We start from the raw sequence: 24,260 nt of genomic DNA on the forward strand, positions 1-24,260 counted from the left end.
AATGCATACATCCGGGCAATCGCCGGCAACTGTGTTGCCGGCATGATCTGGACCCTGGCGTTCGGCGGCCAGCCGAAATCATCGCCTGGGGCGCTCAGCGTGATTCGAGACCGCCCCTTGCCGCTGCGCGCTTTCATGTGCGTTCGCTCTCCACATCATTCAACGTCGGCGTCATTGAATGCACGCAGCGCTCAGCGCGCCTTGTACAGCTCGCTCAACCGGTCCGGCTTGCCGGCGATGCGCTCCAGGTGCGGATACTGCAGGCCGCCGTGGTAGGCGATGCGCAGCGTGTCGTAGCGGTTGCCGCGCTTGACCAGCAGTTCGATCGGCGCGGTGCCGCCCTTGGCCGCGGTGATCGCCTCCTTGATCGTGTCGGCGCTGAACTCGCGGCCGTTGACCGCGACCACGCTGTTGCCGGCGATGATGCCGGCATCGAACGCCGGGCCGTCCCACAGCACGTCCTGCACGCTGCCCTTGTCGTCCAGGCTCAGGCCCAGCGAATAGGTCAGGCCGACGCCCTTCTTGGTCGCTTCGTAGGTCTTGATCGCCTCGTTCGGCTGATCGGTGTAGACCAGCTTCCAGCCGCTGGCCTCGATGCCACCGAGCAGCGAACCGTGGCCATCGACGCGGCTGCGCAGGAACGTCGCCCAGTCGTACTTGGCCACGCCGTCGAGCGTGGCGACGATGTCCTCGAAGGTATACGGATTCACGTCCCAGGCGCCGTCGTGCATGCCGAAGAAGGCCTTGGCGAAGTCGTCGATCGAGCGCTTGTTGCCGCTCAGCTCGCGCAGCTTGGCGTCGGTCTCCAGCCACAGCATCTGCCCGCCGGAATAGTAGTCCTCGCTCATCTGGTAGCTGCGGTAGGCGCGCGGTCGGCGCAGCGACATGGTCGGATCGTTGGTGGTGTCCTGCAGCGCGCGCCAGGCCAGGCCGGGGCGGCCGCGCTGGTAGGTGGCGGCGACGTCGGCGAGCGCGTCGCGCGCCTGGCTCTGCGTCCACAGGCCGGAGCGCGCGGACAGCACTTCGCCCCAGAACTGGGTCTGGCCTTCGTATAGCCACAGCAGGCTGTCGCCCATAGGCACGTTGAAGTTCGGCGTGGCCAGGTCGGCGCCGCGGCGGTACTTGCCGTTCCAGGAATGGTTGAACTCGTGCGGGAGCAGGTCGCGCCGGTCCCAGCTCTTGTCCCACTCGGTGAAGTAGTTGAGCGGGCCGCTGTTCTCGCTGGAGCGGTGATGCTCCAGGCCGATGCCGCCGAGCTTCTCGGTCAGGGCCAGCAGGAATTCGTAGTGGTCGAAATGGCGCGCGCCGTACAGCTTGTCCATCTGCTGCACCAGCGCCGCGTGCGCCTTGATCTGCTCGGGCTTGGCCTCCAGCGACTTGGCCTCGTCGGCGAACACGTTCAGGTACACCGGCGCCTTGCCGCCGGCATCCAGCGCGATGCGCTTGTAGTACTTGCCGGCGAACATCGGCGAATCGACCAGGTCGTCGAAGTCGATCGGCTTGAACGTCACCGTGTCGCCGACGCGGGTGGCGGTCTCCAGCGCGGTGGCGTAGCTCCAGCCCGGCGGCAGGGTCACGCTGGCCTGGGCCTTGATGTTGCGCGCGTAGTAGCCGGCCGGGTACAGCGCGGTGGTGTTCCACTGCAGGTTGAGCAGCTCCGGGGTCATCATCACCCGGCCCTGGCCGTCGCCCTGCGAGGACAGGAACTGGTACTCGGCGACGATCTCGCTGGCGCCCTGCGGCACCTCGACCTTGAACGCGTACACGTCGAACTGATCGCGCTTCCACGGCAGCACCTGGCCGTTGGCCTTGATCACCAACCCGGCCAGCTTGTCGATCGGCCCGGTCGGCGAGTGGTTGCCTGGGATCCACTGCGGATACAGCAGGGTCATCGGACCCGGCGTGGCCGGCATCGTGGTGCGCACGCGGAAGATGCGGTGCGCCAGGTCGGTGGCGTCGACGTCGATCTTCAGGGTGCCGGCGAACGGCACGTCCTGCGGCGGCGCGGTCTGCGCCGAGGCCTGGAAGGCGGCGGTGGCGGCCAGCAGCAGCGGCGCCATCCAGGCGGTGGACTTGGTCATGGGGTCTCCAGTGGGGTGCGGCGAACGGACAACCCCTCGATGCTATGCCGCCCGCGCCGCGGCGTTCCATGCCATTGGTCATGGATCGGCGCCATATCGGCCGTGCGCTCGCTGGTGCGGGCCGATCGGCGACCGGCGATCGCTCAGGAACGGTTGAACTTCTCGAGCAGACCGACCAGCTGCGCCAACTCGACATCGCTCCAATGCTCCACGCGCGCCAGGAACGCCTCGGACTTGACCGTATCGGCAGCCTGCAATCGCCGGTCTCCGGCATCGGTCAGGCGGTACACCGTTCCCCGACCGTCGTCGGGATCGACCACCGCCTCCACCAGCCGGCGCGCGCTCAGCGACTTCGCCAACCGGCTGACGGCGCTCTTGTCCATGCCAAGCATCTCGGCCAGGCGCCCAGCCTTGGTAGGACCATGCCGCGCGAGCGCTGCGGCAACCTGATACGCGGCAGGCTGCAGATCGGGGTGGAAGCGCGTGGCCGCCGCGGCCATGACCGCGCGCGAAGCGGCCAGCAGTGCGCTCAGTTCGCTCCCCAGTTCTCCGACAAGTGCCACATGACGTCTGCCCATATGTTCTCCGCCTGCCTCCAAAGTGCGCATAGACAGAGGGCGGCATTCGTGATTTAGTTGACATATATCAACCAACTCGATGCGCCATGCCCGATTCTCCCACCATCCTCATCACCGGCGCGACCGACGGCATCGGCCGATTGGCGGCCGTTGGCCTGGCACGACGCGGCGCGCGCCTGGTACTCACGGCCCGTAGCCGGAGCAAGGCGGGCAGCACGCGTGCCGCCATCCTGGCCGCCGCTCCGGCCACGCCGGTCGATGTGCATTATGTGGACTTTTCCGACCTATCGGCGGTCGCCGCGACCGGCAAGGCCATCGCCATGCGTCATCCCCGCATCGACGTGCTGGTCAACAATGCAGGCCTGCATGCCTTCCAGCAGCGCATTACCAAGGACGGCTATGCGGAAATGATGGCGGTTAACTACTTCGCCCCATGGCTATTGACCCATGTCCTACAGGAAACGCTGCTGCAGTCCGCTCCGTCGCGCATCGTCACGGTCGGTTCGGAAGCCTCCCGCAACAGCGGCCGCCTCGCCATCGAAAGCGACCTGCTCGACGTGGCACCCTTCAGTGCGCGCGGCTCATCGCGTGTCTACGGCCGCAGCAAGCTGCTGGACATCATGTTTTCTATGGAATTGTCGCGCCGGCTTCGCGGCACCGGCATTTCGGTCAACTGCCTGTGCCCAGGATTCAACGTCACCGGCCTCGGCCGTGAACTGCGCTTTGCGCGCCCTCTCGCCAGGCTGTTGCAGTGGCTCGATATCGGCAACCCCCAGCGCGGAGCCGACGGTATCGTGCGGCTAGCGGTCGACCCGGTCTTCGGCAGCAAGACCGGTGCCTACGTCTCGGCACGCCATGCCCGACCCCTGACTCCCTGGGGACCGGGGAACAGCGATGACGCGAGGCGGCAGTTGTGGGATGCCACAGCCGCCCTGCTCGCCCGGTTCCTCGCTCCCGCGCATGCACGCTGAAGATGCGGCGCCACGCCCGGCCAACCGAATCCACTCACGGCAGAAAAACAAGCCTGCGGTCATCCGACTCATCGAGCCACGCGTCTTCGATCGCGGCGAGCGGAAGCGTCTTCACTGGAGTGTCGAACTCGCCTGAAGGCGTTGCGGCAAGCAATTCTCCTGCGCCTCGGATCAGATCCGCCATCGAGAGGCTACCGATGCCGCTGCCCAGCATTTCCAGCCCTGAGCTGCGAAACGCATGTGCCGACAGGGAAATGCTGTCGCCTGCCATGGAACCCAGCTGGACGTAGCGAAGCCGCGGCTCTCCCAGGCGGGAGCCGCGGCCTGCAGTGGCCGCCGCTATTACCCGAGCTGCGGGATCGCCCCACAGATAATCCAGTACGACATCGACGCCATCTGCAAATACCGCGCGCAGCGCCTCGTCGGCGCGTTCATCGAGAGGAATCTTCTCGACATCGGCAGGCAGCGCGGCCAGCTTGGCTTTGTTGCGCCCGGTTGCAACGATCTTCTTCGCACCCAGATAGGCCGCGACCTGAACGGCGAGTCCGCCCGCAGATCCGGTCGCGCCGTTGATGAGCACCGTCTCGCCGTGCTGAAACTTGGCGCGAAGTGTCAGCGCCGTCCAGGACGACAACCCAGCGGTCACCACCGCGGCGGCGCGCGCGTCGGACACGCCGTCGGGCACCGCAACAACCGAAGTCGACGCCACCAGGACCTTTTGCGCCATCGAGCCATAAGGCGGTCGCGGGAACAGGAAATACACCCTGTTCCCGGCCGCATCCATACCGACGCCATCGATGCCAGGAATGAAGCCGGCCATCTTGCTGCTCGCATAGTGGTCGCCCGCTGCCAGCCGTTTCACGATAGGACTCAGCGGCGCCGCATGCACGCGGATCACTTGCTCGCCTTCGCCAGCCCGGGGTTCCGGAAAACTGCCGAAAACGGGTACGGCTCCGAACTCCTTCACGATCGCTGCCTGCATCTTAGATCTCCCGGGGAATTTGCGCGTTGGGCTTCATGGCTTGTCTTCTGCGGCTGCTCAACCGCAGGCCGTCGCGGACGTTGAGGCCGATGAGGGTCAAATTGATCCCACCGACCAGCAGTTCCAGAACCTGCACGGCATAGAAGCGAGCATCGAATACGCCAGCGGTCGCTCGCGAGGCGAGGAAGAGCGCCGACGGAATCAGGATCACAAGGCCGTTGATGGCGATGAAAGGCATGCGCTTGCGCTTGGCCGCAAGCAAAGGCAGCTTGCCCTTTCCTCCCATGGAAAAGCCGGTAGCGCCGGTGGCTGCCATGGCCAGTACGAGCGCCAGAACTCCGTAGGCGATCCCCTGCTTCACGGCTGTCACCGCAACGGACGACAGAAAAAGCTCGGAGATCAACGTGGACGACCAGAAGGTCGCGAGGAGCACCACCGTTGCCGCGGCTGCGATCGCATGGACCTTACGCTTCAGCGTCATTGCCGTCCCCTTTCGCGGCGTACATGGCCGTCAGCTTGTTCAAGAACGTGCCGACGGCTTGAAGATCCGCATCGAAGAAGGCTGCGGACGCATCCAGAACATGCGCATTCCACCGCCGATCGATCGCCTCGTAGACCGAACGTCCCTGCTCGCTCAACACGTAGTGCGGGGACCGCTTGTGCAGGGGGTTGGGATGGGCTTCCAGCATTCCCTCCTGCACGAGGATGTTCAGCTGCTTCTGGGCTCCCTGGCGGGTGACGCCCATCCGCGTCGCGATCTGCGGGGCCGTTAACGGCCGGTCCGACAGGGCGACGGCACCGAGCATCTGCCATCGGGCTGTACTGAGGCCGTCTTCCGAAGCAAAGCCATCTCCCCAGGCGGCGAGCGCGCCGTTGGCTCGAAAGATCGCCAGGATCAGCTCTGTCAATTCCTGCGCCTTCCCGCTCCTCATATCGCCACCCTCTACCGATTGACAACAGGTTGCCAAATAGACAACTGGTTGTCAAAATATCTGCGTCGCGATCAAGCCTGGCGTCAAATCCCCCAAACCCGCGCTTGCGTCGCAACGCCGGTGCTGTGCCAGCGCAACCTGGCGTTGGCGCATCGGCTCACGCGCGTGGCGCCGGAGCGTTCCAGCTGAAACTGCGTCGGCAGGATCCGGGTCGCCACGCCCCCACCGTGGCAGCAGCAACCAGCCGATTTTCCGGGCAAGTGCGCGATCGTGGCACGCAGTAACGAACAAGGCCGCCCGAAGGCGGCCTTGTTCGCTGACGCGGCGATGGCGCGCCCTCAATGCATCATGTTGACGTTGAGGTTGTGCATGACCCACAGCGAGCCGATCACCACGATGCCGATGATCAGCAGCGAGAACAGGCCCACGTGCACGTTGGAGCGCTGCTCGGCGGAGCGGTCCATGTGCAGGAAGTAGATCAGGTGCACCAGCATCTGCACCGCGGCCAGCACCGCGATGACGATGACGGTCACGCCCTTGGGGAACGCGCCGCTCATCACCATGCCGAACGGAATCACGGTGAGCACCACCGCCATCACGAAGCCGATCAGGTAGGACTTCAGGCCGCTGCCGTGCGACTCGGCGTGTGCGTCGGAAGAAGAGTGGTTGGCCATTACAGCGCTCCCAGCAGGTAGACGATGGTGAACACGCCGATCCAGATCACGTCCAGGAAGTGCCAGAACAGGCTCAGGCACGCCAGGCGGGTGGTGTTGCGCGGGGTCAGGCCGTTCTTGGCGATCTGGATCACCAGCACCGCCATCCACAGCAGGCCCGAGGCCACGTGCAGGCCGTGGGTGCCGACCAGGGTGAAGAACGCGGACAGGAACGCGCTGCGGCCCGGGCCGGCGCCCTCTTCGATCAGGTGATGGAACTCGTAGATTTCCATGCCCAAAAAGCCCAGGCCCAGCGCCGCGGTGACCGCCAGCCAGCCGTACAGGCCGCCCAGGCTGCGCTTGTGCGCGGAGATCATCGCCAGACCGAAGCTCAGGCTGCTGAACAGCAGCAGGAAGGTTTCCACCAGCACGAACTTCAGGTCGAACAGTTCCTTGGCGGTGGGGCCGTCCACCGTCGCGCCGGCCAGCACCGCGTAGGTCGCGAACAGGCCGGCGAAGAGCAGGCAGTCGCTCATCAGGTAGACCCAGAACCCGAACACGGTGTTGCCGCCGCTGTCGTGGTGGGCGTGGTCGTCGTGGCCGTCCGCGTGGACGGCGTGATGGTTGTCGAGCGTCGTGGAGGACATGGTTCAGACCGCCTTTGCGGCATGTGCCGCCTGTTGCTGTTCCAGCAGGGCGAAACGCGCGTTCTCGATGCGTTCCACTTCCTCTGCCGGCACCCAGTAATCGACGTCGTCGTCGAACGTGCGCGCGATGAAGCTGCCGATCATGCCGACCAGGCCGATGATCGCCATCCACCAGATGTGCCAGATCAAACCGAAGCCCAGCACCACGCTGAAGGCGCCGATCCAGACCCCGGCCGCGGTGTTGCGCGGCATGTGGATCGGTTCGTACTTGTCAGGACGCGTCCAGGCCTTGCCCTTGACCTTGTCTTCCCAGAACTGGTCGCGGTCGTCGATGTGCGGCAGCACGGCGAAGTTGTAGAACGGCGGCGGCGAGGACGTGGCCCACTCCAGCGTGCGGCCGCCCCACGGGTCGCCGGTCAGGTCCAGGTTGTCCTTGCGCTTCCAGACGCTGTAGCCGATCTGCACCAGGTTCAGGAAGATGCCGATGCCGATGATCGCCGCGCCGGCCGCGGCCACCATCAGCCACGGCGCCCACTCCGGGTGGTTGTAGCTGTTCATGCGCCGGGTCATGCCCATGAAGCCGAGCACGTACAGCGGCATGAAGGCGACGAAGAAGCCGACGATCCAGCACCAGAACGAGGCCTTGCCCAGCGTCTCGTTGAGCTTGAAGCCGAACGCCTTCGGGAACCAGTAGGTCAGGCCGGCCAGGTAGCCGAACACCACGCCGCCGATGATCACGTTATGGAAGTGCGCGATCAGGAACAGGCTGTTGTGCAGCACGAAGTCCACCGCCGGGATCGCCAGCATCACCCCGGTCATGCCGCCGATGGTGAAGGTGATGATGAAGCCGATCGTCCACAGCACCGGCGCGGTCATGCGTACCCGGCCGCGGAACATGGTGAACAGCCAGTTGAAGATCTTCACCCCGGTGGGGATGGAGATGATCATCGTGGTGATGCCGAAGAACGCGTTGACGTTGGCGCCCGAGCCCATCGTGAAGAAGTGATGCAACCACACGATGAACGACAGCACGCCGATCGCCGAGGTCGCATACACCATCGAGGTGTAGCCGAACAGGCGCTTGCTGCTGAAGGTGGCGATCAGCTCGGAGAAGATGCCGAACGCCGGCAGGATCAGGATATAGACTTCCGGGTGGCCCCAGATCCAGATCAGGTTGACGTACATCATGGCGTTGCCGCCACCGTCGTTGGTGAAGAAGTGCGTGCCCAGGTAACGGTCGGCACCCAGCAGCGCCAGCGCCACGGTCAGGATCGGGAACGCGGCGATGATCAGGATGTTGGTGATCAGCGCGGTCCAGGTGAAGATCGGCATGCGCATCAGGGTCATGCCCGGCGTGCGCATGCGCATGATCGTCACGAAGAAGTTGATGCCGGTCAGCAATGTGCCCAGACCCGATATCTGCAAGGCCCAGATGTAGTAGTCGACGCCGACCCCTGGACTGTATTCCAGCCCCGACAGCGGCGGATACGCCAGCCAGCCGGTCTGGGCGAATTCGCCCACGCCCAGCGAGATGTTGACGAGCGCCGCGCCGGCCACGAACAGCCAAAAGCTCAGCGAGTTCAGGAACGGGAACGCCACGTCGCGCGCGCCGATCTGCAGCGGCACGATCAGGTTCAGCAGGCCGGTCATGAACGGCATGGCCATGAAGAAGATCATGATCACGCCGTGCGCGGTGAAGATCTGGTCGTAGTGGTGCGGCGGGAAGATGCCCTCGTTGCCGCCGTGCGCGATCGCCTGCTGGGTGCGCATCATCGCCGCGTCGGCGAAGCCGCGCAGCAGCATGACCAGCGCCACCAGGATGTACATCACGCCGATGCGCTTATGGTCGACCGAGGTGAACCACTCCTTCCAGAGATAGCCCCACAGCTTGTACTTGGTGACCGCCGCGACCACCAGCAGGCCGAGCAGGCCGGCGCCGCCGAGGGCGGCCATGATGATCGGCTCGTGGTACGGAACCGCCTCGAGCGTGAGTTTGCCTAGCATCACTTGTCTCCAGAAGTGCACATGGCGACCGGCTCAGCAGCCGATGCCGGATGGTCGTCGTGGCCTTCCATGTGGTGGCCCTTGCCCATCATGTATTTGTCGAGCAACGACTTGAACATGCCGTCCTGCACCGACGAGTAGTAGGTCACCGGGTACTGCGCCTTGTCGTTGCGGTTGGCCGCCAGGATCTGGAACTCGGCCTGGTCCAGCGCCTTCGGCGCGGCCTTGACCTTGGCCACCCAGGCGTCGAACCCGGCCCGATCGGTGGCGTGCGCGGTGAAGCCCATCTTCGAGAAGCCGTGGCCGCTGTAGTTCGCCGACAGGCCGAAGTAGTCGCCCGGCTCGTTGGCGATCAGGTGCAGCTTGGTCTCCATGCCGGCCATCGCATAGATCTGCGTGCCCAGGTGCGGGATGAAGAACGAGTTCATCACCGTATCGGAGGTGATCTTGAAGTTCAGCGGCGTATCCACCGGGAACGCGATCTCGTTGACCGTGGCGATGCCCTGCTCCGGATAGATGAACATCCACTTCCAGTCCAGCGCCACCGCCTCGATGACGATCGGCTTGACCTTGGAGTCCAGCGGCTTGTACGGATCCAGCTCGTGCGAGGAGCGCCAGGTCAGCACCGCCAGCACCAGGATGATCATGCACGGGATCGACCACACCACCACCTCGATCGCGGTGGAATGCGACCAGTTCGGCTCGTAGCGGGCCTTGGTATTGGACGCGCGGTAGCGCCAGGCGAAGGCCAGGGTCATCACGATGACCGGGACCACCACCAGCAGCATCAACACCACCGAGGTGATCAGCAACGTCTTTTCGTCGTGGCCGATCTGCCCCTTGGGGTTGAGAATGGCCGCGTCGCACCCGGCCAGCAGCAGCGCGGGCAGGAGCAACAGACCGGAGCGCAGCGAGCGCCGGAGTTGTTTCAACGGAATCATCGAACGATCCAATTGCGTAGGGGATGCGGAACGCGCAACGGCAAACGGGAGCGGCCCGGACGGGCGTTTCCGCGTTTCCTGCGGCATCCTGGCCGGCATGCGCGATCGACCACGCATTTTATGCTGCCGTGCGGCATCTCCGAAAGCCATTGACAAGGCCGAGCGTGCGCACAGGCGTGTTTTTGCGTGCGACACATTGCCGCACCTGCGTGCGACGGATCGCCGCAGCCCGCCCGCGACGCGCAGCCGGCGACTCCGATCTCGTCACATTTGAGATGACATCGGGCGCGGCCGGCGCCGCTTCGGCACGGCGTTTCTTCGTTCAACGAGGGTCGGCATCCCGACCGGCCACGGCGTGAGCGGCGCCGCGTCCCTGCCCGCTCCGGCGCTACGGCCGCGCCGCCGCCTTCTTCTGCTTGATCTGCTCGATGTAGTTGTAGATGGTGAAGCGGCTGACCCCCAACGCCGCCGCCACCTGCTCCACGCTGTTGCGGATCAGGAACAGGCCGCGATGCATCATCGCCTCCACCGCGTACATCTTCTCTTCCTTGTTCATCAGCGCCGGCGGCTTCATGAAGCGCTTGACCGCGTCGTCGATGATCTCCTGCATCATCGCCTCCAGCCCGACCTCGCCGGCGGGCGCCTCGCTGCGCGGCGGCTTGGCCTTCCGGTGCAGCATCTGCTCCAGCCAGCCATGGGCCATCTCGAACACGGTCATGTCGGCGTTGAGGCACAGCGCAGCCACCGGCTGGCCGGCGCCGTCGCGGAACAGCAGCGTGGCCGAACGCAGATGACGGCCGGCGGCATTGGTGGTCTGGTACTCGTCGACGATCGCCCAGCTGATCGTGCCGGTGCCCGCCACATCGCGGTAGAGCTCGCTGAAACCGGCATCCTCGCGCGGGCCGCTGAGGATCGGGTCGCCGAGGTTGCGCCCGGACACATGGCCGTTGGCGATCGCCAGCACCGAGGCCCCGGGCGCGGACAGGTCGTGCAGCACCACTTCGATGTTCTCGCCGATCACCCCGCCGAGCAGGGCCACCACCGGCTTGAGTAGTTCGAACAGGTCGCGTACCTGCACCCCCGCGCTCAGCCCCTGCGCAGGTGCGGGAGCAGGCGCCGCCTTGCCAGGCTTGCGCTTGGCGGCGGGTGCCCCGCCCTTCTGCGGCGCCCCACTCTTTTTCGCTGTTGCCATCGAATCGTTCCGTCCCAGAGGAGTGCCTGGCGCAGGCGCACCGGCCATCTTGCCGGCTGCGCCGGCGGGCGTCGAGACGGCAGCGCAACGGCGCAGCTCCGCACAGGAACGATGTGACGCGGTCTTGACATACAAATTATTTTTGTATATCAACAAACTGTTGAAGCAACACCGAGCTCGCGGCGCCAGGGGGTGACGCGGGCCGGCCAACCACCGTCGCGCCCTCGCATCGGGCGCCGCGCCACGCTGCACCGGGGACAACCAAGCAGACCATGTCGACGTCCATGCCGTCCGCCAGATCGTGCTGTCGCGCCACTGCCTGGCTGCGTCCGTTCGCAGTTGCGGCGGCGCTGTGGCTGGCCGGCTTGGCCAGCGCCGCGGCGGCGGTCCCGGCGCATGCCGACGTGCAGGTGCGCTCGGCCGGCAGCGTCGCCGTCGAGGGCCATGGCACGCTGCGCTACGCGGCCGAGGCCGGGTTGCTGCCGATCCACGACGATCCGACCGGGCGGCTGCTGGCGTCGGTGTTCTTCGTCGGCTACAGCGTCCCGGCCAGTGCCGGCGCGATGCGGCCGCTCACCTTCCTGTGGAACGGCGGCCCCGGCTCCAATGCCGCGCAGCTGCACATGGGCGTGGGTCCGCGGCGCCTGGATACCGCCGATCGCCTGCCGGACTGGACCCCGGCGCAGAGCGAGCGGCCGCTGGTCGAAAACGCCGACAGCTGGCTGGGCGCCAGCGATCTGGTGTTCGTCGATCCGCTGGGCACCGGCTACAGCCGCGCAGTCGACGCCAAGGACCTGCCCACGCTGTACACCTCGCATGGCGATGCGGAAGTCATCGCCGAAGCGATCCGGGTCTATCTCACCCGCCACGACGCCTGGGACCGCCCGCTGTACCTGGCCGGCGAAAGCTATGGCGTGACCCGCGCGATGCTGGTCGCCGCAGCGTTGCAGCGCCGCGGCATGCCGGTCCGCGGGGTGGTGCTGGTGTCCTACAACTTCGACCTGGGCACGCCGCCGGCGGCCTACCCGGAAGACGCGTTGAACGTACCGCAGTTCACCGCGGCGGCGCACTACCACCATCGCCTAGACGCCACGCTGCAGGCGCTGGACGAAACGGCCGCGGTCGCCCAGGCGCAGGCGTGGATGCAGCAGGACTACCTGCCGTTCCTGGCGGCCCCGGCGACGCAGACGCCGGAGTCGCGGCGCCGGATCCTGGCCGGGCTGGCGCGCTTCAGCGGCCTGCGCGCGCAGGACATCGACACGAGGCAACTGACCATCTCCACCGCCGATTTCGCCGACCGCCTGCTCGCCGACCAAGGCCTCGAGCTCGGCCGCTACGACCTGCGCATGACCGCGCCGCGGCGCGCCAAGGACGCTCCGTGGATGCCGGGCATCGACCCGAGTCTGCTGCCGATGGCCGGCCTGATGAACGGCACCTCGCGCGTGTTCAACCGCTATCTGCGCCAGCAGCTCGGCTTCGAGAGCGACCTGCTGTATCGCGGCCCGTTCGGCAATGCGTTCCACCCGCTGCCGCGCTACACCGACCCGAAGTCCGGCATGCCCGACGACTGGATGGCGCAACTGTGGGATTTCTCGCAGAAGATTCCCGAAGGCGTCGATGCGCCGCTGCGCAAGGCGATGGACCAGGACCCGCAGCTGCGCGTGCTGAGCCTGCGCGGCCGCTACGACGGCTGGCCCTGCGAAAGCTCGGTGGAGACCGCCCGCGCCGCCGGCCCGCGCTACGCCGCGCGGGTGACCAACCTGTGCCTGCAGGGCGGACACATGTGGTACTCCGAACGCGCCAGCCGTGCCCAGGGCCGCCGCGCGTTCGAGGCCTTCCTCGCCGCCTCTCCCTCTCTTCCCAGCACGGACTAGCCCATGCGCTCCGCGACCGCACGCCCCGGCCCTGTGCCGACGAAGACCCGATTGCTGCAGCCGCTGCTGGCGCTGGCCCTGGCGATGGCCTTGCCTGCCAACAACGTGCACGCCGCCGAGCTGGGCTTCGTCGATCCAACCACGCTGGGCCCGGTGTCGTTGCCCACGCCGGTCACCACCCAACACCGCGGCGTGTTTAACGGCCAGCGCATCGCCTACGCCGCGACGGTGGAAACTTATGCCACTACTGACGCCGAGGGGCGCCCGGCGGCACGCCTGGTTTCCACCGCCTACATCGCCACGTCCGCCGCCGGCGCGCGGCCACTGATCTTCGCCTTCAACGGCGGCCCGATCGCCGCCAGCACGCCGCTGCATTTCGGCCTGCTCGGTCCGCAGCGGCTGGCCGTGCCCGACGACCTGCAGGCCAACGCCGCCGGCTTCAAGCTGGTGGACAACCGCTATTCGCCGCTGGACGCGGCCGACATCGTCATCTTCGATCCGGCCAGCACCGGCTACAGCCGCGTCGCCGAGGGCGTGGCGCCGGCCAGCCAGTTCTCCACCCGCGCCGACGCGCGCCAGCTCGCGCAACTGGTGGCGGCGTGGCTGGACCGGCATGGCCGCCGCGGCTCGCCGGTGTACCTGCTGGGCGAAAGCTACGGCACGCTGCGCGCGCCGGAAGCGGCCACGCAACTGCAGACCGCCGGCATCGGCGTGGACGGCATCGTCCTGCTCGGCCAGGCCGCCAACATCCTGGAATACGCGCAGCGCCGCGACAACATCGTCAGCTACGCGGTGTCGCTGCCGACCCTGGCCGCGCTCGGCTGGTACCACGGCAAGGTCGATCGCAAAGGCCGCAGCCTCGCCCAGTTCGTCGATGAAGCCTCCGCCTACGGCCGCGAGCGCTACCTGAGCACCCTGTTCCTCGGCAACCGCGCCAGCGCGCAGCAACGCGAAGAGGTGGCGCAGGCGCTGCAGTCCTTCACCGGGCTGTCGGCGGACGCCTGGCTCAAGGCCGACCTGAAGGTCTCCAAGGTCGCCTACGCGCGCCAGCTGTTCCCGGGCCGGATCCTGGCGTCCAGCGATGGTCGCTACCTGCTCGACGCGCAAGGCAATTCCGGCAGCGTGCCCGACTACAACGCCGTCGCCGAACGCTACTACCGGCAAGTATTGAAAGTCCCCACGCAGGCGGGCCACTACTCCACCGCGCTGCCGACCTCCAGCGACTTCAATGCCTGGGACTGGGACGCCAACAAATCGCCGTTCGGCGACTACCCGTGGGTCGGACAACTGCGCCAGCTGCTGGTATCGAATCCGAAGTGCCGGCTGCTGGTCGGCAACGGCTACTACGACAGCCAGACCACGATCGGCGCGATGGATTATCTCGCCGCGCAGTCGGGGTTTCCGATGCAGCAGGTGCGCACTCGCTACTACGAGGGCGGACACATGATGTACACGGTCGAGCGCAGCGCCGCCGGCCTCGCCGACGACATCCGGCAGATGGTCCGCCGCACCTGGTGACATGACATTCCGCAGTCCCCGCAGCACCCGTGGTTCGCGCTCCACCCATCCCGCCCACCGCCCGCCAGACGAGTCCCGCCCATGTCATCCGTAGCCCGCCGCAACCGTCTCTCCCAGTTCATTTCGCGCGCCCTGTGCTGCCCGGCCAGCGCGCTCCTGCTGCTGCCGTCCATCGCGCTCGCCCAACAGGACGACGGCGCCACCGCGGCCAAGCAGTTGGACACCATCACCGTGACCGCGCAGAAGCGCAGCGAGCGGCTGCAGGACGTGCCGATGTCGATCCAGGTGCTCAACACCGAGAAAATGAGCAGCGAAGGCAGCTACAAGCTGGCCGACTATTTCGCGCAGTTGCCCGGCCTGTCCTACATCCAGTCGCCGATGAGCAGCAACATCGTGCTGCGCGGCATCGCCACCGACTCCGGCCTCGGCAGCCGCCCGACCTCGGGCATCGTCATCGACGACGTGCCGTACGGTTCGGCGCTCAGCACCGGCGCCATCCCCGACCTGGACCCGTCCGACCTGCAGCAGATCGAAGTGCTGCGCGGCCCGCAGGGCACGCTGTACGGCGCCAGCAGCATGGGCGGGCTGATCAAGTACGTGATGACCGATCCGGACACCAGCGCGACCTTCGGCCGCGTCGAGGCCGGCGGCTCCACCGCCGCGCACGGCGGTTCCGGCTACAACGCGCGCACCTCGGTGAACCTGCCGTTCTCCGACCGCTTCGCGCTGCGGGTCAGCCTGTTCCAGCGCCAGGACCCGGCCTTCGTGCACAACACCAACAGCGGCGACGAGAACGACAGCCAGGTGCGCGGCGGCCGCGTCTCGGCGCTGTGGAACGTCAGCGACACGGTGACCGTGCGTTCCTCGGCGCTGTTCCAGGACACCGAGACCGGCTCCAGCTCGGTGGTCGACACCGATCCCGACCTGCATCCGCTGTACGGCCAGTACAGTCACGACCGCATCAGCGGCGGCGACACCTTCAAGGGCCAGGTGCGCTTCTACACCACCAAGGTCAGCTGGGATCTGGGCTGGGCGATGCTGGACAGCATCAGCGGCTACGCCCAGCACCGCAGCCGGGCCTATCAGGACGTGGGCTACACCACCATCGGCCGGCTCGCGCCGGTGTTCGCCGGCATCTTCGGCCTGGACAGCGACAACCCCAGTTCGCTGATCGACAACCGCTACAACACCGACCGCACCACCCAGGAAGTGCGCCTGGTCTCGCAGGGCGAGCATGCGCTGGACTGGCAGGTCGGCGCGTTCTACAGCGACGAGGAAGCCAAGAGCACGCAGAACTTCTACATCGCCGACAAGACCAGCGGCACCATCTACCGCGACTTCCCGCTGCTGGTCTCGCTGGGCGACAGCACCTACCGCGAGAAGGCGGTGTACGCCGACGGCACCTACCATTTCACCCCGCAGTTCGATATCCAGTTCGGCGCCCGCTACGCGCGCAACAGCCTGCGCGAGAACAGCGACACCGGCGGCCTGCTGCAGGACCCGAACCAGAGCTTCGACAGCAACAAGGACAGCGCCACCACCTACCTGTTCTCGCCGCGCTACCGCTTCAACGACGAGCTGATGACCTACCTGCGCGTGGCCTCCGGCTACCGTGCCGGCGGCAGCAACGGCACCCTGGTGGCCAACGTCCCGTTCTCCTACGACTCCGACAGCCTGTGGAGCTACGAGCTGGGCCTGAAGACCCAGTTGCTGGACCATTCGCTGAGCCTGGATGCGGCGCTGTTCTACATCGACTGGAGCGACCTGCAGATCTCGCAGGTCGAGCCGACCCTGGGCAGCAGCTACACCACCAACGCCGGCAAGGCCAGCAGCCAGGGCCTGGAACTGTCGGTCAACTGGGTGCCTTCGGCCGACTGGAAGGTCACCGCCAGCTACGCCTACACCGACGCCACCCTGGCGCAGGACATCCCCGGCTACACCGAGGGTTCCTCCGCCTACGGCAAGGACGGCAATCGCCTGCCGTACTCGGCGCGCAACAGCGCCTCGGCCTCGCTCAAGCGCTATTTCCCGCTGGGCAGCAACCTGGAAGGCTTCGCCGGCGCCGACGTGGCCTACATGGGCGATCGCGACATGGAGTTCACCACCTCGGCCAGCATCCCGCGCATCCACCTGCCCAGCTACACCACCGTCGGCCTCAACGCCGGCGTGCAGGGCCAGGCCTGGAGCGCCACGCTGTACGTGCGCAACCTCACCGACGAGGTCGGCTACATCAACGCCAACCGCCGCGGCTCGCTGGCCAGCTCGCCGCTCGGCGCCACGCTGATCCAGCCGCGCACGGTCGGCCTGACCCTGGCCTGGGATTATTGATGCGCATCGCCGGCCGCTGCACGGCGGCCGGCCCTTCTTCCAGTTGCGGAATTCCCCGATGAAATGGATCCACGGCCTGGTTCTGCTGCTGTGCGTGGCGCTGCCGTTCGCCGCAGCCGCCGACGACGCGGCGCCGCTGCCGCAACCGACCCTGCTGTCCAGCCCGCAGCAGGCCCGCCTCGGCGAGCAACGGCTGCGCTATCGGGTCAGCTTCGACCAACTCGATTTCGCCGGCGCCGACGGCGCCCGCGTCGCCTCGATCAGCGCCATCGGCTATCTGGCCGAGCGTACCGATGCCGACACACGGCCGGTGCTGTTCGCCTTCAACGGCGGGCCGGGCGCATCGTCGGTGCTGCAGGTCGAAGGCCTCGGCCCGCGGCTGCGCGTGCGCGACGGCAAACGGCAGACACTGATCGCCAATCCGCACAGCATTCTCGATGCCGCCGATCTGGTGTTCATCGATCCGCCCGGCACCGGCTTCAGCCAGGCCCCTACCGATGCCGCCGCACGCGCGCGCTACTGGTCCGACCACGGCGACGCCAAGGCGGTGGAGGCGATGATCCGGCACTGGCTGAAGACGCACGGACGCGAACGCGCGCCGCTGTACATCGCCGGCGAAAGCTACGGCGGCTACCGGCTCGCCCTGCTCGCCGCGGACATCGCCGACCTGCGTCCGGCCGGCGTGCTGCTGGTGTCGCCGCTGCTCGATGCCACCAGCGGCGACGACAGCCCCGGCAACGACCTGCGCGCGGTGTTCGACCTGCCCTCGCTGATCGTCGCCGCCGCCGCCCACGGCAAGGGCGAGCTGGCCGGACAACCGGTCGAAGGCGTCTATGCGCAGGCGCGTACGTTCGCGCTCGGCGACTACGCGCAGGCCCTGCTGCAGGGCAGCGCCCTGCCGGCCGACGCACGCAGCCACATGGCCGCGCGAATGGCCGCGCTGCTGGGCCTGCCGGCGCAAGCGCTGCTGGCAGCCGACCTGCGTCCGGACGTGGAAAGCTTCCGGCTCGGCGTGCTCGCCGCCGACGGCCAGCAGATCGGCCGGCTCGACAGCCGCGTCGCCGCGCCGCTGCCGGCGCCGCAAGCGGCGGACAACGGCCGGCCCTCGGCCGCCAACGATCCGGCGCTCGGCCTGGGCCGCAGCAACCAGATCACCTCCGCGGTAATGGCCGACTACCTGCATGGCCTGTTCGGCGACGGTTTGCCGCGCGACTACGTCAGCCTGGACATCGATATCGCCATGGCCTGGCGCTTCAGCGCCGACGATGGCGCCGGCCCGCGTCCGTTCGGCAGCGCGCTGCGCTTCAATCCCACGCCGAACCTGGCCCGCCTGGCGCAGGCCAATCCCGGCTTCCATGTGCTGGCGCTCAACGGCTATTACGACCTGGCCGTGCCCGCGCTCGGCCCCTGGTACGCGCTGCACCACAGCGCCCTGGATCCGGCGCGCATCGATTTCCGCCTGCTGCCCGGCGGCCATGCGGTGTTCGCGGAAGACGCATTGCGCCCGCAATTGCATGGCCTGCTGAAGGACTTCCTGCAATGAGCCGCACGCTGCCGCTGTCCATCGCCATCGCCATCGCCTGCACGTTCGCCGGCCACGCCGCGTGCGCCGCCACCGCGCCGCAATCGCTGGTGCTGATCGCCAACGGCGAGAACGTCGGCTACCTGAAGGCCACGGCCAACGGCGACACCTACGAGGTCGACTACCACGTCGACAACAACGGCCGCGGTCCCAAGCACCACGAGACCATCGTGCTCGGCGCGCATGCGCTGCCGCTGGCGTGGTCGATCGCCGGCACCTCGCTGATGGGCGGCAAGGTCACCGAGCGTTATCAATGGCGCGACGGCATCGCCGAATGGAGCAGCCAGGCCGACAGCGGCCGCACGCCGCGGCCGCGACCGGCGCTGTACATCGCCAACGACAGCAGCCCCTGGGCGATGTGGACCTACGCCAAGGCCTTGCTGGCCGCGCCGGACCACGCCCTGGACGTGCTGCCCAGCGGCCGCATGCAACTAGAACTGGTCGGCACGCTGGCATTGCAGGGCCAGGCCGGGGCGCCGCCGCTGCAGGCGCGGCTGCTGCGGCTGTCCGGCCTGGACCTGGAACCGCACTACCTCGCCGTCGATGCCGACGACGCGTTGCTGGCCGACATCGATGACGACGCCGTGGCGATCCGCGACGGCTACCAGGCGCAGGTGGCGACCATCGCCGACGCGGTCAAGGCGCAGCAGTTCGCGCATGCGCAGGCATTGCAGCGCCAGCTCGCGCATCCGCTGACGCGCGATCTGTGGCTGCGCAACGTGCATGTGTTCGATCCGGTCAACGGACTGCGCAGCGACGCGGTGAACCTGCACGTCGCCGACGGGCACATCGTCTCGATGGACGCGCGCTGGCAGCCGGCGCCGGGCGACAGCGTCTACGACGGCAACGGCGGCACGGTGATCCCCGGCCTGCACGACATGCATTCGCACAGCACCCTGTCCTCCGGGCTGTGGTACCTCGCCGCGGGCGTCACCAACACCCGCGACATGGGCAACGACAACGCCTTCCTGCTCGACCTGACCGCGCGCATCGAACGCGGCGAGATCGCCGGCCCGCGCATCGTGCGCAATGGCTTCCTGGAAGGCCGCAGCCCGTATTCGGCGCGCAACGGCTTCGTCGTCGATACGCTGGACGACGCGCTGAAGGACGTCGCCTGGTACAAGGCCCACGGCTACTGGCAGATCAAGCTCTACAACTCGATGAACCCGGCCTGGGTGGCGCCGATCGCCGAACGCGCGCATGCGCTGGGCATGGGCGTCACCGGCCACGTCCCGGCCTTCACCAACGCCGACGCGATGATCGCCGCCGGCTACGACGAGATCACCCACATCAACCAGCTGATGCTCGGCTGGGTGCTGTCCCCCGAAGAAGACACGCGCACGCCGCTGCGGCTGACCGCGATGCGACGCGTCGCCGACTTGGACCTCGACGCGCCGAACGTGCGCCACACGCTGCAGCTGATGCGCCAGCGCGACATCGCCCTGGACACCACCGAGGTGATCGTGGAACGGCTGATGCTCAGCCGCGCCGGCAGCGTGCTGCCCGCCGATGCGCCGTACCTGTCGCACATGCCGATCGCCTACCAGCGCTACCGCCAGCGCACCTTCGTTCCCGACCTCGACGCGCAGGCCGACGCGCAGTACCGCCGCGCGCTGGACAAGACCCTGCAGCTGATCGGCCGCCTGCACCGCCAGGGCACCGTGCTGTTGCCCGGCACCGACGACAGCACCGGCTTCACCGTGCACCGCGAACTGGAACTGTACGTCGCCGCCGGGCTGACCCCGCAGCAGGCGCTGAGCGCCGGCACTTGGCAGAGCGAACTGCATTTCGGCCGCACCGACCGGCTCGGCAGCGTGCATCCGGGCAAGCAGGCCGACTTCGTGCTGCTGCCCGGCGATCCGACCGCCGACATCGCCGCGATCCGCCAGCCCGCGCTGGTGGTGAAGGACCAGACCCTGTACCTGCCCGCCGAGATCTACCGCGCCCTGGGCGTGGCCCCGTTCGCGCCGGCTCCGAAGACACTTCAATGAACCCGATCCCGCATCCCATGCAGACCCCGCACGTCCTCCCCTCCGACACCGTGAGCGCGCGCCTGCGCGCGCTCGGCATGACCTTGCCGCCGCCGCTGCGCGTACCGGACGGAGTGATCCTGCCGTTCGCGCCGGTGCACGTGATCGGCACCCGCGTGCTGATCTCCGGCCACGGCCCGCAACACGCCGACGGCAGCATGGCAGGCGGCGTCGGCCGCGTCGGCGACGAACTGGACGAAGCCCAGGGCTATGCCGCCGCGCGCGCCACCGCCCTGTCGATGCTGGCCAGCCTGGAACGCAGCCTGGGCAGCCTGGACCGCGTCAAGCGCTGGGTGCGCGTGTTCGGCATGGTCCGCTGCGCGCCCGGCTTCCAGCGCCTGCCGAACGTGATCAACGGCTGCTCGGACCTGCTGCTGGCGCTGTGGGGGCCGGAACTGGGCCAACATGCGCGCAGCGCGGTCGGCATGGCCGAGCTTCCGTTCGGCATCCCGGTCGAGATCGAAGCCGAAGCCGAACTGCATTGAACTGACCCTCGCCTGCCGGAACGCCACCATGGACACGCGCTCGCCCCGTTTCGATCCCACCCGCCGGCAACTGCTGGCGGCCGCCGGCGCGCTGCCGCTGTCCGCCGCGCTGTCCGGCCTCGCCGGCGCCAGCAATGCGACAACCGCTGCTGCGGCCGCCGCGCCCACGCCCGCACGCGGCCTGCAAGGCCTCGGCAATGCCTTCGAGATCGCCGGCTGCTATCTCAACGGCGCCTACATGCATCCGGTCAGTCGCGCCGCGGCGCAGGCGCAACGCGGCTTCCTCGATGCGCGGCTGATGAACGCCAATGCCGACAAGGTCGATATGGGCGGCGACCGCGAGCGCGCGATGGCCGCGCTGGGCCGGCTGTTGCATGCCGACCGCGACGAACTGGCGTGGATTCCCAGCACCATGGTCGGCGAGAACCTGGTGTTGAACGGTCTCGGCATCCCGCACAGCCGCCAGCGCGTGGTCACCGACGCCTACCACTTCAATGGCTCGCTGTTCATGTACATGGAACTGGCCAAGCGCGGCCTCGACGTGCAGGTGGTGCGCCCGCACGACAACCGCATCCGCCTGGAGGATCTGGACAAGGCGATCACCCCCGGCACGCGCCTGGTCGCGCTGACCCTGGTGTCCAGCGTCAACGGCTTCCAGCACGACCTCAAGGCGGTCTGCGACCTGGCCCACAGCCGCGGCGCGCTGGTCTACGCCGACCTGATCCAGGCCGCCGGCAACACCCCGATCGACCTGCACGGCAGCGGCGTGGACTTCGCCGCCAGTTCCACCTACAAGTGGCTGATGGGCGACTTCGGCCTGGGCGTGATGTATGCGCGCCGCGCCAGCCAGGACGCTTTGCGGCAGATCGTCTGGGGCTACCGCCAGGAAGGCGAGACGGTCTCGCACCTCCTGCCGTTCGACCCGCCCGGCGAGCCGCCGCTGGAAACGCAGGCAATCGGCGGCCTGGCCGGCAAGATCGAAGTCGGCACGCTCAACAATTCCGCCGCCGCCGCGCTGGCGACGTCGCTGGAACTGATCGAGCGCATCGGCGTGGACGCTATCCAACAATGGCGGCAACCGCTGCTGGCGCGCCTGCACGCCGCGATCCCGCGGCTGGGCTTCGACGCGATGACCCCGCCGGATTCCAGCTCCGCGCTGGTGTCCTTCGCCCAGCGCGACGTCGGCAAGCGGCTGGCGCCGAAGCTGAAGGCGGCCGGCGTCGAAGTCACCCTGTACCGCAATTACTTCCGCGTGTCGCCGTCGTTCTACAACGGCAGCGACGATGTCGAACGCCTGATCGAGGCCCTGTCATGAAGCGACTCCCATTGCTGCTGTGCGCGCTGCTGCCGTGGACCGCACAGGCCGCGCCGGCAGCGCTGCACCACTACGGCACCGCGCCCGGCGCGCCGTTCTCGGCCGCGGTGCGGGCCGGCGACACGCTCTACGTCTCCGGCCAGATCGGCAGCGCCGCGCAGGGCGGATTGCCCGAGGAGTTCAGCGCCCAGACCAACAACGCGCTGGACAACGTCGCCAGCGCCCTGGCCCTGGCCGGCGCCGGCATGGACGACATCGCCAAGTGCACGGTGATGCTGACCGACATGGCGCAATGGCCCGCGTTCAACGCCCTGTACGTGCGCCGCTTCAAACCCGGCCACCTGCCCGCACGCAGCGCCATCGGCGCCAACGCCCTGGCGCTGGGCGCGAAGGTGGAAATCGAATGCATCGCCTACCTGCCCCAGGCCAAACCATGACCGCACGCACCTCCCGCTGGCTCCCCCTCGCCCTGCTCCTGGCGCCGGCCTGCGCCGCGCTCGCCGCCGAACCACCGGCCGCCCCAGTCCCGCTGGACGTGGTGCTCACGCCCAAGGCCGACGCCGGCCAGATCGGCGCGCTGCAGGTGCACCTGCACCTGCCCGCGCCCAAGGTCGCCGCCGGCGCGCCGTTGCTGCGCATGCCGGTGGAACTGGTGTCCACGCCGACCGCCGCCTACAGCGCCGAGCAGATCCAGGTGCGCGACGCGCGCGGCGCCCTGCCGCTGCGCGCCATCGACGAAGCGCCGGACCCGTCCGGCAAGTACCGCAACTACCTCGCCACCCGCGCCAGCGTCGGCGACGTCGACGTCGACTACGCCACCCCGCCGCGCAAGGTCGATGCAGACACCCGCAACGGCCCGCTGTTCGACCTGCGCGCGCAGGACGGCGGCCTGATGGGCGCCGGCGTCTACTTCATGGCGCTGCCGCCGGGCGAGGCGCCGCGCCAGATCCACCTGCGTTGGGACCTGAGCGCACTGCCGGCCGGCGCGCGCGGCGTGTGGAGCGTCGGCGAAGGCGAACAGCGCACCACCGCACCGACCGACCTGCTGCGCTTCTCCTACTACGCCGTCGGCGCGATGCACCGGGTGCCGGAAAACGATGACGACGTCTTCCACTTCTACTGGATGGATGCTCCACCGTTCGACGCGCAACTGCTGGCCAGGCAGACCGGCCAGCTGTACCGCTACATGGCGCGCTTCTTCGGCGACGACGGCTCGGCCTATCGCGCCTTCGCCCGCCGCAACCCGTACCCGGCCGGCGGCGGCACCGGCCTGGCGCACTCCTTCATGTTCGGCTACGGGCCGCAGGGCCAGACCATCGCCGAGGGCCCGCAGGCGCTGCTGGCGCACGAGATGGCCCACACCTGGCCCAAGCTCGACGGCGAGGAACACGCGCTCACCGCCTGGTACACTGAAGGCACCGCCGAGTTCTACTCGCTGCTGCTGTCGCTGCGCGCCGGCGTGTACGCCAAGGACGCCTTCCTGCAGGCGATCAACCACCGCGCCGACGGCTACTACGACAACCCGTTCCGCACGCTCGACAACAGCGCCGCCGGCGAACGCTTCTGGAAGGACGCGCGCGCCCAGCGCGTGCCGTACGGCCGCGGCTTCATGTACCTGGTGAGCGTCGATGCGCAGCTGCGCCAGCACGGCCGGCAGGCGCATTCGGTCGACGACCTGGTGCTGGAAGTGCTGAAGCGCCAGCGCGCCGGCGAAACCATCGGCGTGCCCGAATGGCGCGCGATGGTGGTGCGCGAACTCGGCGCCGGTGCCGGCAGCGACTTCGACGCGATGGTCGCCGGCAAGCTGATCGTGCCGCCCGCGCCGGTGTTCGGCTGCTATCGCGTGGTGCCGGCGCCGCACCAGCCGTTCGAACTCGGTTTCGACCGCATGCGCATGGGCGTGGTCAAGAACCTGCTACCCGAGTCTGCCGCGGCCCGTGCCGGCGTGCAGGAAAACGACCGCATCGTCGAATACACCCCGCTGGAACAGGCGATGGCCGACGAGCACATGCATATGCAGCTGAAACTGGAGCGCGACGGCAAGCCGCTGCAGGTGGACTACCTGCCACGCAGCGCGCGCGTGGACGCCTGGCGCTTCGCCGTCGATCCGGCGCTGGCCGCCCGCTGCTCGCCCTGATCCCCACCTG

At 67.9% G+C, this 24,260-nt stretch carries 20 protein-coding genes; 10 read left to right on the forward strand and 10 right to left on the reverse strand.

Annotated features, from left to right (window positions below):
- Positions 1 to 191 precede the first annotated feature (191 nt).
- Together HEP73_RS15480 and HEP73_RS15485 are read right to left on the reverse strand one after the other, a co-directional pair.
- The gene (locus HEP73_RS15480; RefSeq protein WP_185820657.1) at positions 192 to 2,081 is read right to left on the reverse strand and encodes a M61 family metallopeptidase; all 1,890 of its coding nucleotides are present in this window, start codon (positions 2,079 to 2,081) and stop codon (positions 192 to 194) included.
- A gap of 143 nt (positions 2,082 to 2,224) precedes the next feature.
- Entirely contained in the window at positions 2,225 to 2,659 is a 435-nt protein-coding gene (locus HEP73_RS15485; protein WP_185820658.1) for a MarR family winged helix-turn-helix transcriptional regulator, read from the reverse strand.
- Positions 2,660 to 2,745: 86 nt separating this feature from the next.
- Here HEP73_RS15485 and HEP73_RS15490 point away from each other — a divergent pair, with 86 nt between their 5' ends.
- Entirely contained in the window at positions 2,746 to 3,630 is an 885-nt protein-coding gene (locus tag HEP73_RS15490) for an SDR family NAD(P)-dependent oxidoreductase (protein WP_185820659.1), read from the forward strand.
- A 34-nt stretch (positions 3,631 to 3,664) separates the two neighbouring features.
- Here HEP73_RS15490 and HEP73_RS15495 read toward each other — a convergent pair whose 3' ends face one another.
- The 8 genes from HEP73_RS15495 to HEP73_RS15530 all read right to left on the reverse strand — a co-directional run bounded on the left by HEP73_RS15495 (position 3,665) and on the right by HEP73_RS15530 (position 10,981).
- Positions 3,665 to 4,612 carry a quinone oxidoreductase family protein gene (locus tag HEP73_RS15495; protein ID WP_185820660.1) on the reverse strand — a complete coding sequence of 316 codons (948 nt, stop codon included), beginning with the start codon at positions 4,610 to 4,612 and terminating at the stop codon, positions 3,665 to 3,667.
- Position 4,613: 1 nt separating this feature from the next.
- A complete protein-coding gene (locus HEP73_RS15500; RefSeq protein WP_185820661.1) occupies positions 4,614 to 5,093 on the reverse strand; it encodes a hypothetical protein in 480 nt (159 codons plus the stop codon).
- On the reverse strand, positions 5,077 to 5,520 hold the full coding sequence (locus tag HEP73_RS15505; protein ID WP_221899350.1) for a MarR family winged helix-turn-helix transcriptional regulator: 444 nt from the start codon (positions 5,518 to 5,520) through the stop codon (positions 5,077 to 5,079). Before HEP73_RS15505 ends, HEP73_RS15500 begins: the two co-directional genes overlap by 17 nt.
- Positions 5,521 to 5,882: 362 nt before the next feature.
- Positions 5,883 to 6,218 (reverse strand): cytochrome o ubiquinol oxidase subunit IV, encoded by a 336-nt coding sequence (gene cyoD, locus HEP73_RS15510; protein ID WP_185813493.1) that lies wholly within the window; start codon positions 6,216 to 6,218, stop codon positions 5,883 to 5,885.
- On the reverse strand, positions 6,218 to 6,844 hold the full coding sequence (gene cyoC, locus HEP73_RS15515) for a cytochrome o ubiquinol oxidase subunit III (RefSeq protein WP_185813494.1): 627 nt from the start codon (positions 6,842 to 6,844) through the stop codon (positions 6,218 to 6,220). The genes cyoD and cyoC overlap by 1 nt, the downstream gene beginning before the upstream one ends.
- A gap of 3 nt (positions 6,845 to 6,847) precedes the next feature.
- Positions 6,848 to 8,848 carry a cytochrome o ubiquinol oxidase subunit I gene (gene cyoB / locus HEP73_RS15520; RefSeq protein ID WP_185820663.1) on the reverse strand — a complete coding sequence of 667 codons (2,001 nt, stop codon included), beginning with the start codon at positions 8,846 to 8,848 and terminating at the stop codon, positions 6,848 to 6,850.
- Entirely contained in the window at positions 8,848 to 9,789 is a 942-nt protein-coding gene (gene cyoA / locus HEP73_RS15525) for a ubiquinol oxidase subunit II (RefSeq protein WP_185813496.1), read from the reverse strand. Before cyoA ends, cyoB begins: the two co-directional genes overlap by 1 nt.
- A gap of 388 nt (positions 9,790 to 10,177) precedes the next feature.
- Positions 10,178 to 10,981, reverse strand: coding sequence for a helix-turn-helix transcriptional regulator (locus HEP73_RS15530; protein WP_185813497.1), 804 nt, complete (start codon positions 10,979 to 10,981; stop codon positions 10,178 to 10,180).
- Positions 10,982 to 11,265: 284 nt separating this feature from the next.
- Between HEP73_RS15530 and HEP73_RS15535 the strand changes: the two genes are divergently transcribed.
- From HEP73_RS15535 to HEP73_RS15575, 9 genes are all read left to right on the forward strand, one after another.
- Positions 11,266 to 12,855, forward strand: coding sequence for a S10 family serine carboxypeptidase-like protein (locus HEP73_RS15535; protein ID WP_185820664.1), 1,590 nt, complete (start codon positions 11,266 to 11,268; stop codon positions 12,853 to 12,855).
- 3 nt (positions 12,856 to 12,858) lie between these two features.
- Entirely contained in the window at positions 12,859 to 14,373 is a 1,515-nt protein-coding gene (locus HEP73_RS15540; RefSeq protein ID WP_185820665.1) for a S10 family peptidase, read from the forward strand.
- 81 nt (positions 14,374 to 14,454) lie between these two features.
- A complete protein-coding gene (locus HEP73_RS15545) occupies positions 14,455 to 16,701 on the forward strand; it encodes a TonB-dependent receptor (protein WP_185820666.1) in 2,247 nt (748 codons plus the stop codon).
- A 58-nt stretch (positions 16,702 to 16,759) separates the two neighbouring features.
- Positions 16,760 to 18,244, forward strand: a complete 1,485-nt coding sequence (locus HEP73_RS15550; protein WP_185820667.1) for a S10 family serine carboxypeptidase-like protein — start codon at positions 16,760 to 16,762, stop codon at positions 18,242 to 18,244.
- Entirely contained in the window at positions 18,241 to 20,274 is a 2,034-nt protein-coding gene (locus HEP73_RS15555) for an amidohydrolase family protein (RefSeq protein ID WP_185820668.1), read from the forward strand. The genes HEP73_RS15550 and HEP73_RS15555 overlap by 4 nt, the downstream gene beginning before the upstream one ends.
- Positions 20,271 to 20,798, forward strand: coding sequence for a RidA family protein (locus tag HEP73_RS15560; RefSeq protein ID WP_221899351.1), 528 nt, complete (start codon positions 20,271 to 20,273; stop codon positions 20,796 to 20,798). The genes HEP73_RS15555 and HEP73_RS15560 overlap by 4 nt, the downstream gene beginning before the upstream one ends.
- A gap of 28 nt (positions 20,799 to 20,826) precedes the next feature.
- The gene (locus HEP73_RS15565) at positions 20,827 to 22,113 is read left to right on the forward strand and encodes an aminotransferase class V-fold PLP-dependent enzyme (RefSeq protein ID WP_185820669.1); all 1,287 of its coding nucleotides are present in this window, start codon (positions 20,827 to 20,829) and stop codon (positions 22,111 to 22,113) included.
- Entirely contained in the window at positions 22,110 to 22,550 is a 441-nt protein-coding gene (locus HEP73_RS15570; protein WP_185820670.1) for a RidA family protein, read from the forward strand. The genes HEP73_RS15565 and HEP73_RS15570 overlap by 4 nt, the downstream gene beginning before the upstream one ends.
- Complete coding sequence (locus HEP73_RS15575) at positions 22,547 to 24,250, forward strand: M61 family metallopeptidase (RefSeq protein ID WP_185820671.1); 1,704 nt, start codon at positions 22,547 to 22,549, stop codon at positions 24,248 to 24,250. Before HEP73_RS15570 ends, HEP73_RS15575 begins: the two co-directional genes overlap by 4 nt.
- The last annotated feature ends 10 nt before the right edge of the window (positions 24,251 to 24,260 follow it).

The organism is Xanthomonas sp. GW, assembly GCF_014236815.1.
In the GTDB taxonomy this organism is placed as follows: Bacteria; Pseudomonadota; Gammaproteobacteria; order Xanthomonadales; family Xanthomonadaceae; genus Xanthomonas_A.

Coding starts and splice junctions, on each gene's coding strand:
- cyoA (WP_185813496.1), bottom strand. CDS start 9,789: ATGATTCCGTTGAAACAACTCCGGCGCTCGCTGCGCTCCGGTCTGTTG.
- HEP73_RS15575 (WP_185820671.1), top strand. CDS start 22,547: ATGACCGCACGCACCTCCCGCTGGCTCCCCCTCGCCCTGCTCCTGGCG.
- cyoB (WP_185820663.1), bottom strand. CDS start 8,848: ATGCTAGGCAAACTCACGCTCGAGGCGGTTCCGTACCACGAGCCGATC.
- HEP73_RS15565 (WP_185820669.1), top strand. CDS start 20,827: ATGGACACGCGCTCGCCCCGTTTCGATCCCACCCGCCGGCAACTGCTG.
- HEP73_RS15535 (WP_185820664.1), top strand. CDS start 11,266: ATGCCGTCCGCCAGATCGTGCTGTCGCGCCACTGCCTGGCTGCGTCCG.
- cyoD (WP_185813493.1), bottom strand. CDS start 6,218: ATGGCCAACCACTCTTCTTCCGACGCACACGCCGAGTCGCACGGCAGC.
- HEP73_RS15570 (WP_185820670.1), top strand. CDS start 22,110: ATGAAGCGACTCCCATTGCTGCTGTGCGCGCTGCTGCCGTGGACCGCA.
- HEP73_RS15490 (WP_185820659.1), top strand. CDS start 2,746: ATGCCCGATTCTCCCACCATCCTCATCACCGGCGCGACCGACGGCATC.
- HEP73_RS15495 (WP_185820660.1), bottom strand. CDS start 4,612: ATGCAGGCAGCGATCGTGAAGGAGTTCGGAGCCGTACCCGTTTTCGGC.
- HEP73_RS15540 (WP_185820665.1), top strand. CDS start 12,859: ATGCGCTCCGCGACCGCACGCCCCGGCCCTGTGCCGACGAAGACCCGA.
- HEP73_RS15560 (WP_221899351.1), top strand. CDS start 20,271: ATGAACCCGATCCCGCATCCCATGCAGACCCCGCACGTCCTCCCCTCC.
- HEP73_RS15545 (WP_185820666.1), top strand. CDS start 14,455: ATGTCATCCGTAGCCCGCCGCAACCGTCTCTCCCAGTTCATTTCGCGC.
- cyoC (WP_185813494.1), bottom strand. CDS start 6,844: ATGTCCTCCACGACGCTCGACAACCATCACGCCGTCCACGCGGACGGC.
- HEP73_RS15530 (WP_185813497.1), bottom strand. CDS start 10,981: ATGGCAACAGCGAAAAAGAGTGGGGCGCCGCAGAAGGGCGGGGCACCC.
- HEP73_RS15555 (WP_185820668.1), top strand. CDS start 18,241: ATGAGCCGCACGCTGCCGCTGTCCATCGCCATCGCCATCGCCTGCACG.
- HEP73_RS15480 (WP_185820657.1), bottom strand. CDS start 2,081: ATGACCAAGTCCACCGCCTGGATGGCGCCGCTGCTGCTGGCCGCCACC.
- HEP73_RS15550 (WP_185820667.1), top strand. CDS start 16,760: ATGAAATGGATCCACGGCCTGGTTCTGCTGCTGTGCGTGGCGCTGCCG.
- HEP73_RS15500 (WP_185820661.1), bottom strand. CDS start 5,093: ATGACGCTGAAGCGTAAGGTCCATGCGATCGCAGCCGCGGCAACGGTG.
- HEP73_RS15485 (WP_185820658.1), bottom strand. CDS start 2,659: ATGGGCAGACGTCATGTGGCACTTGTCGGAGAACTGGGGAGCGAACTG.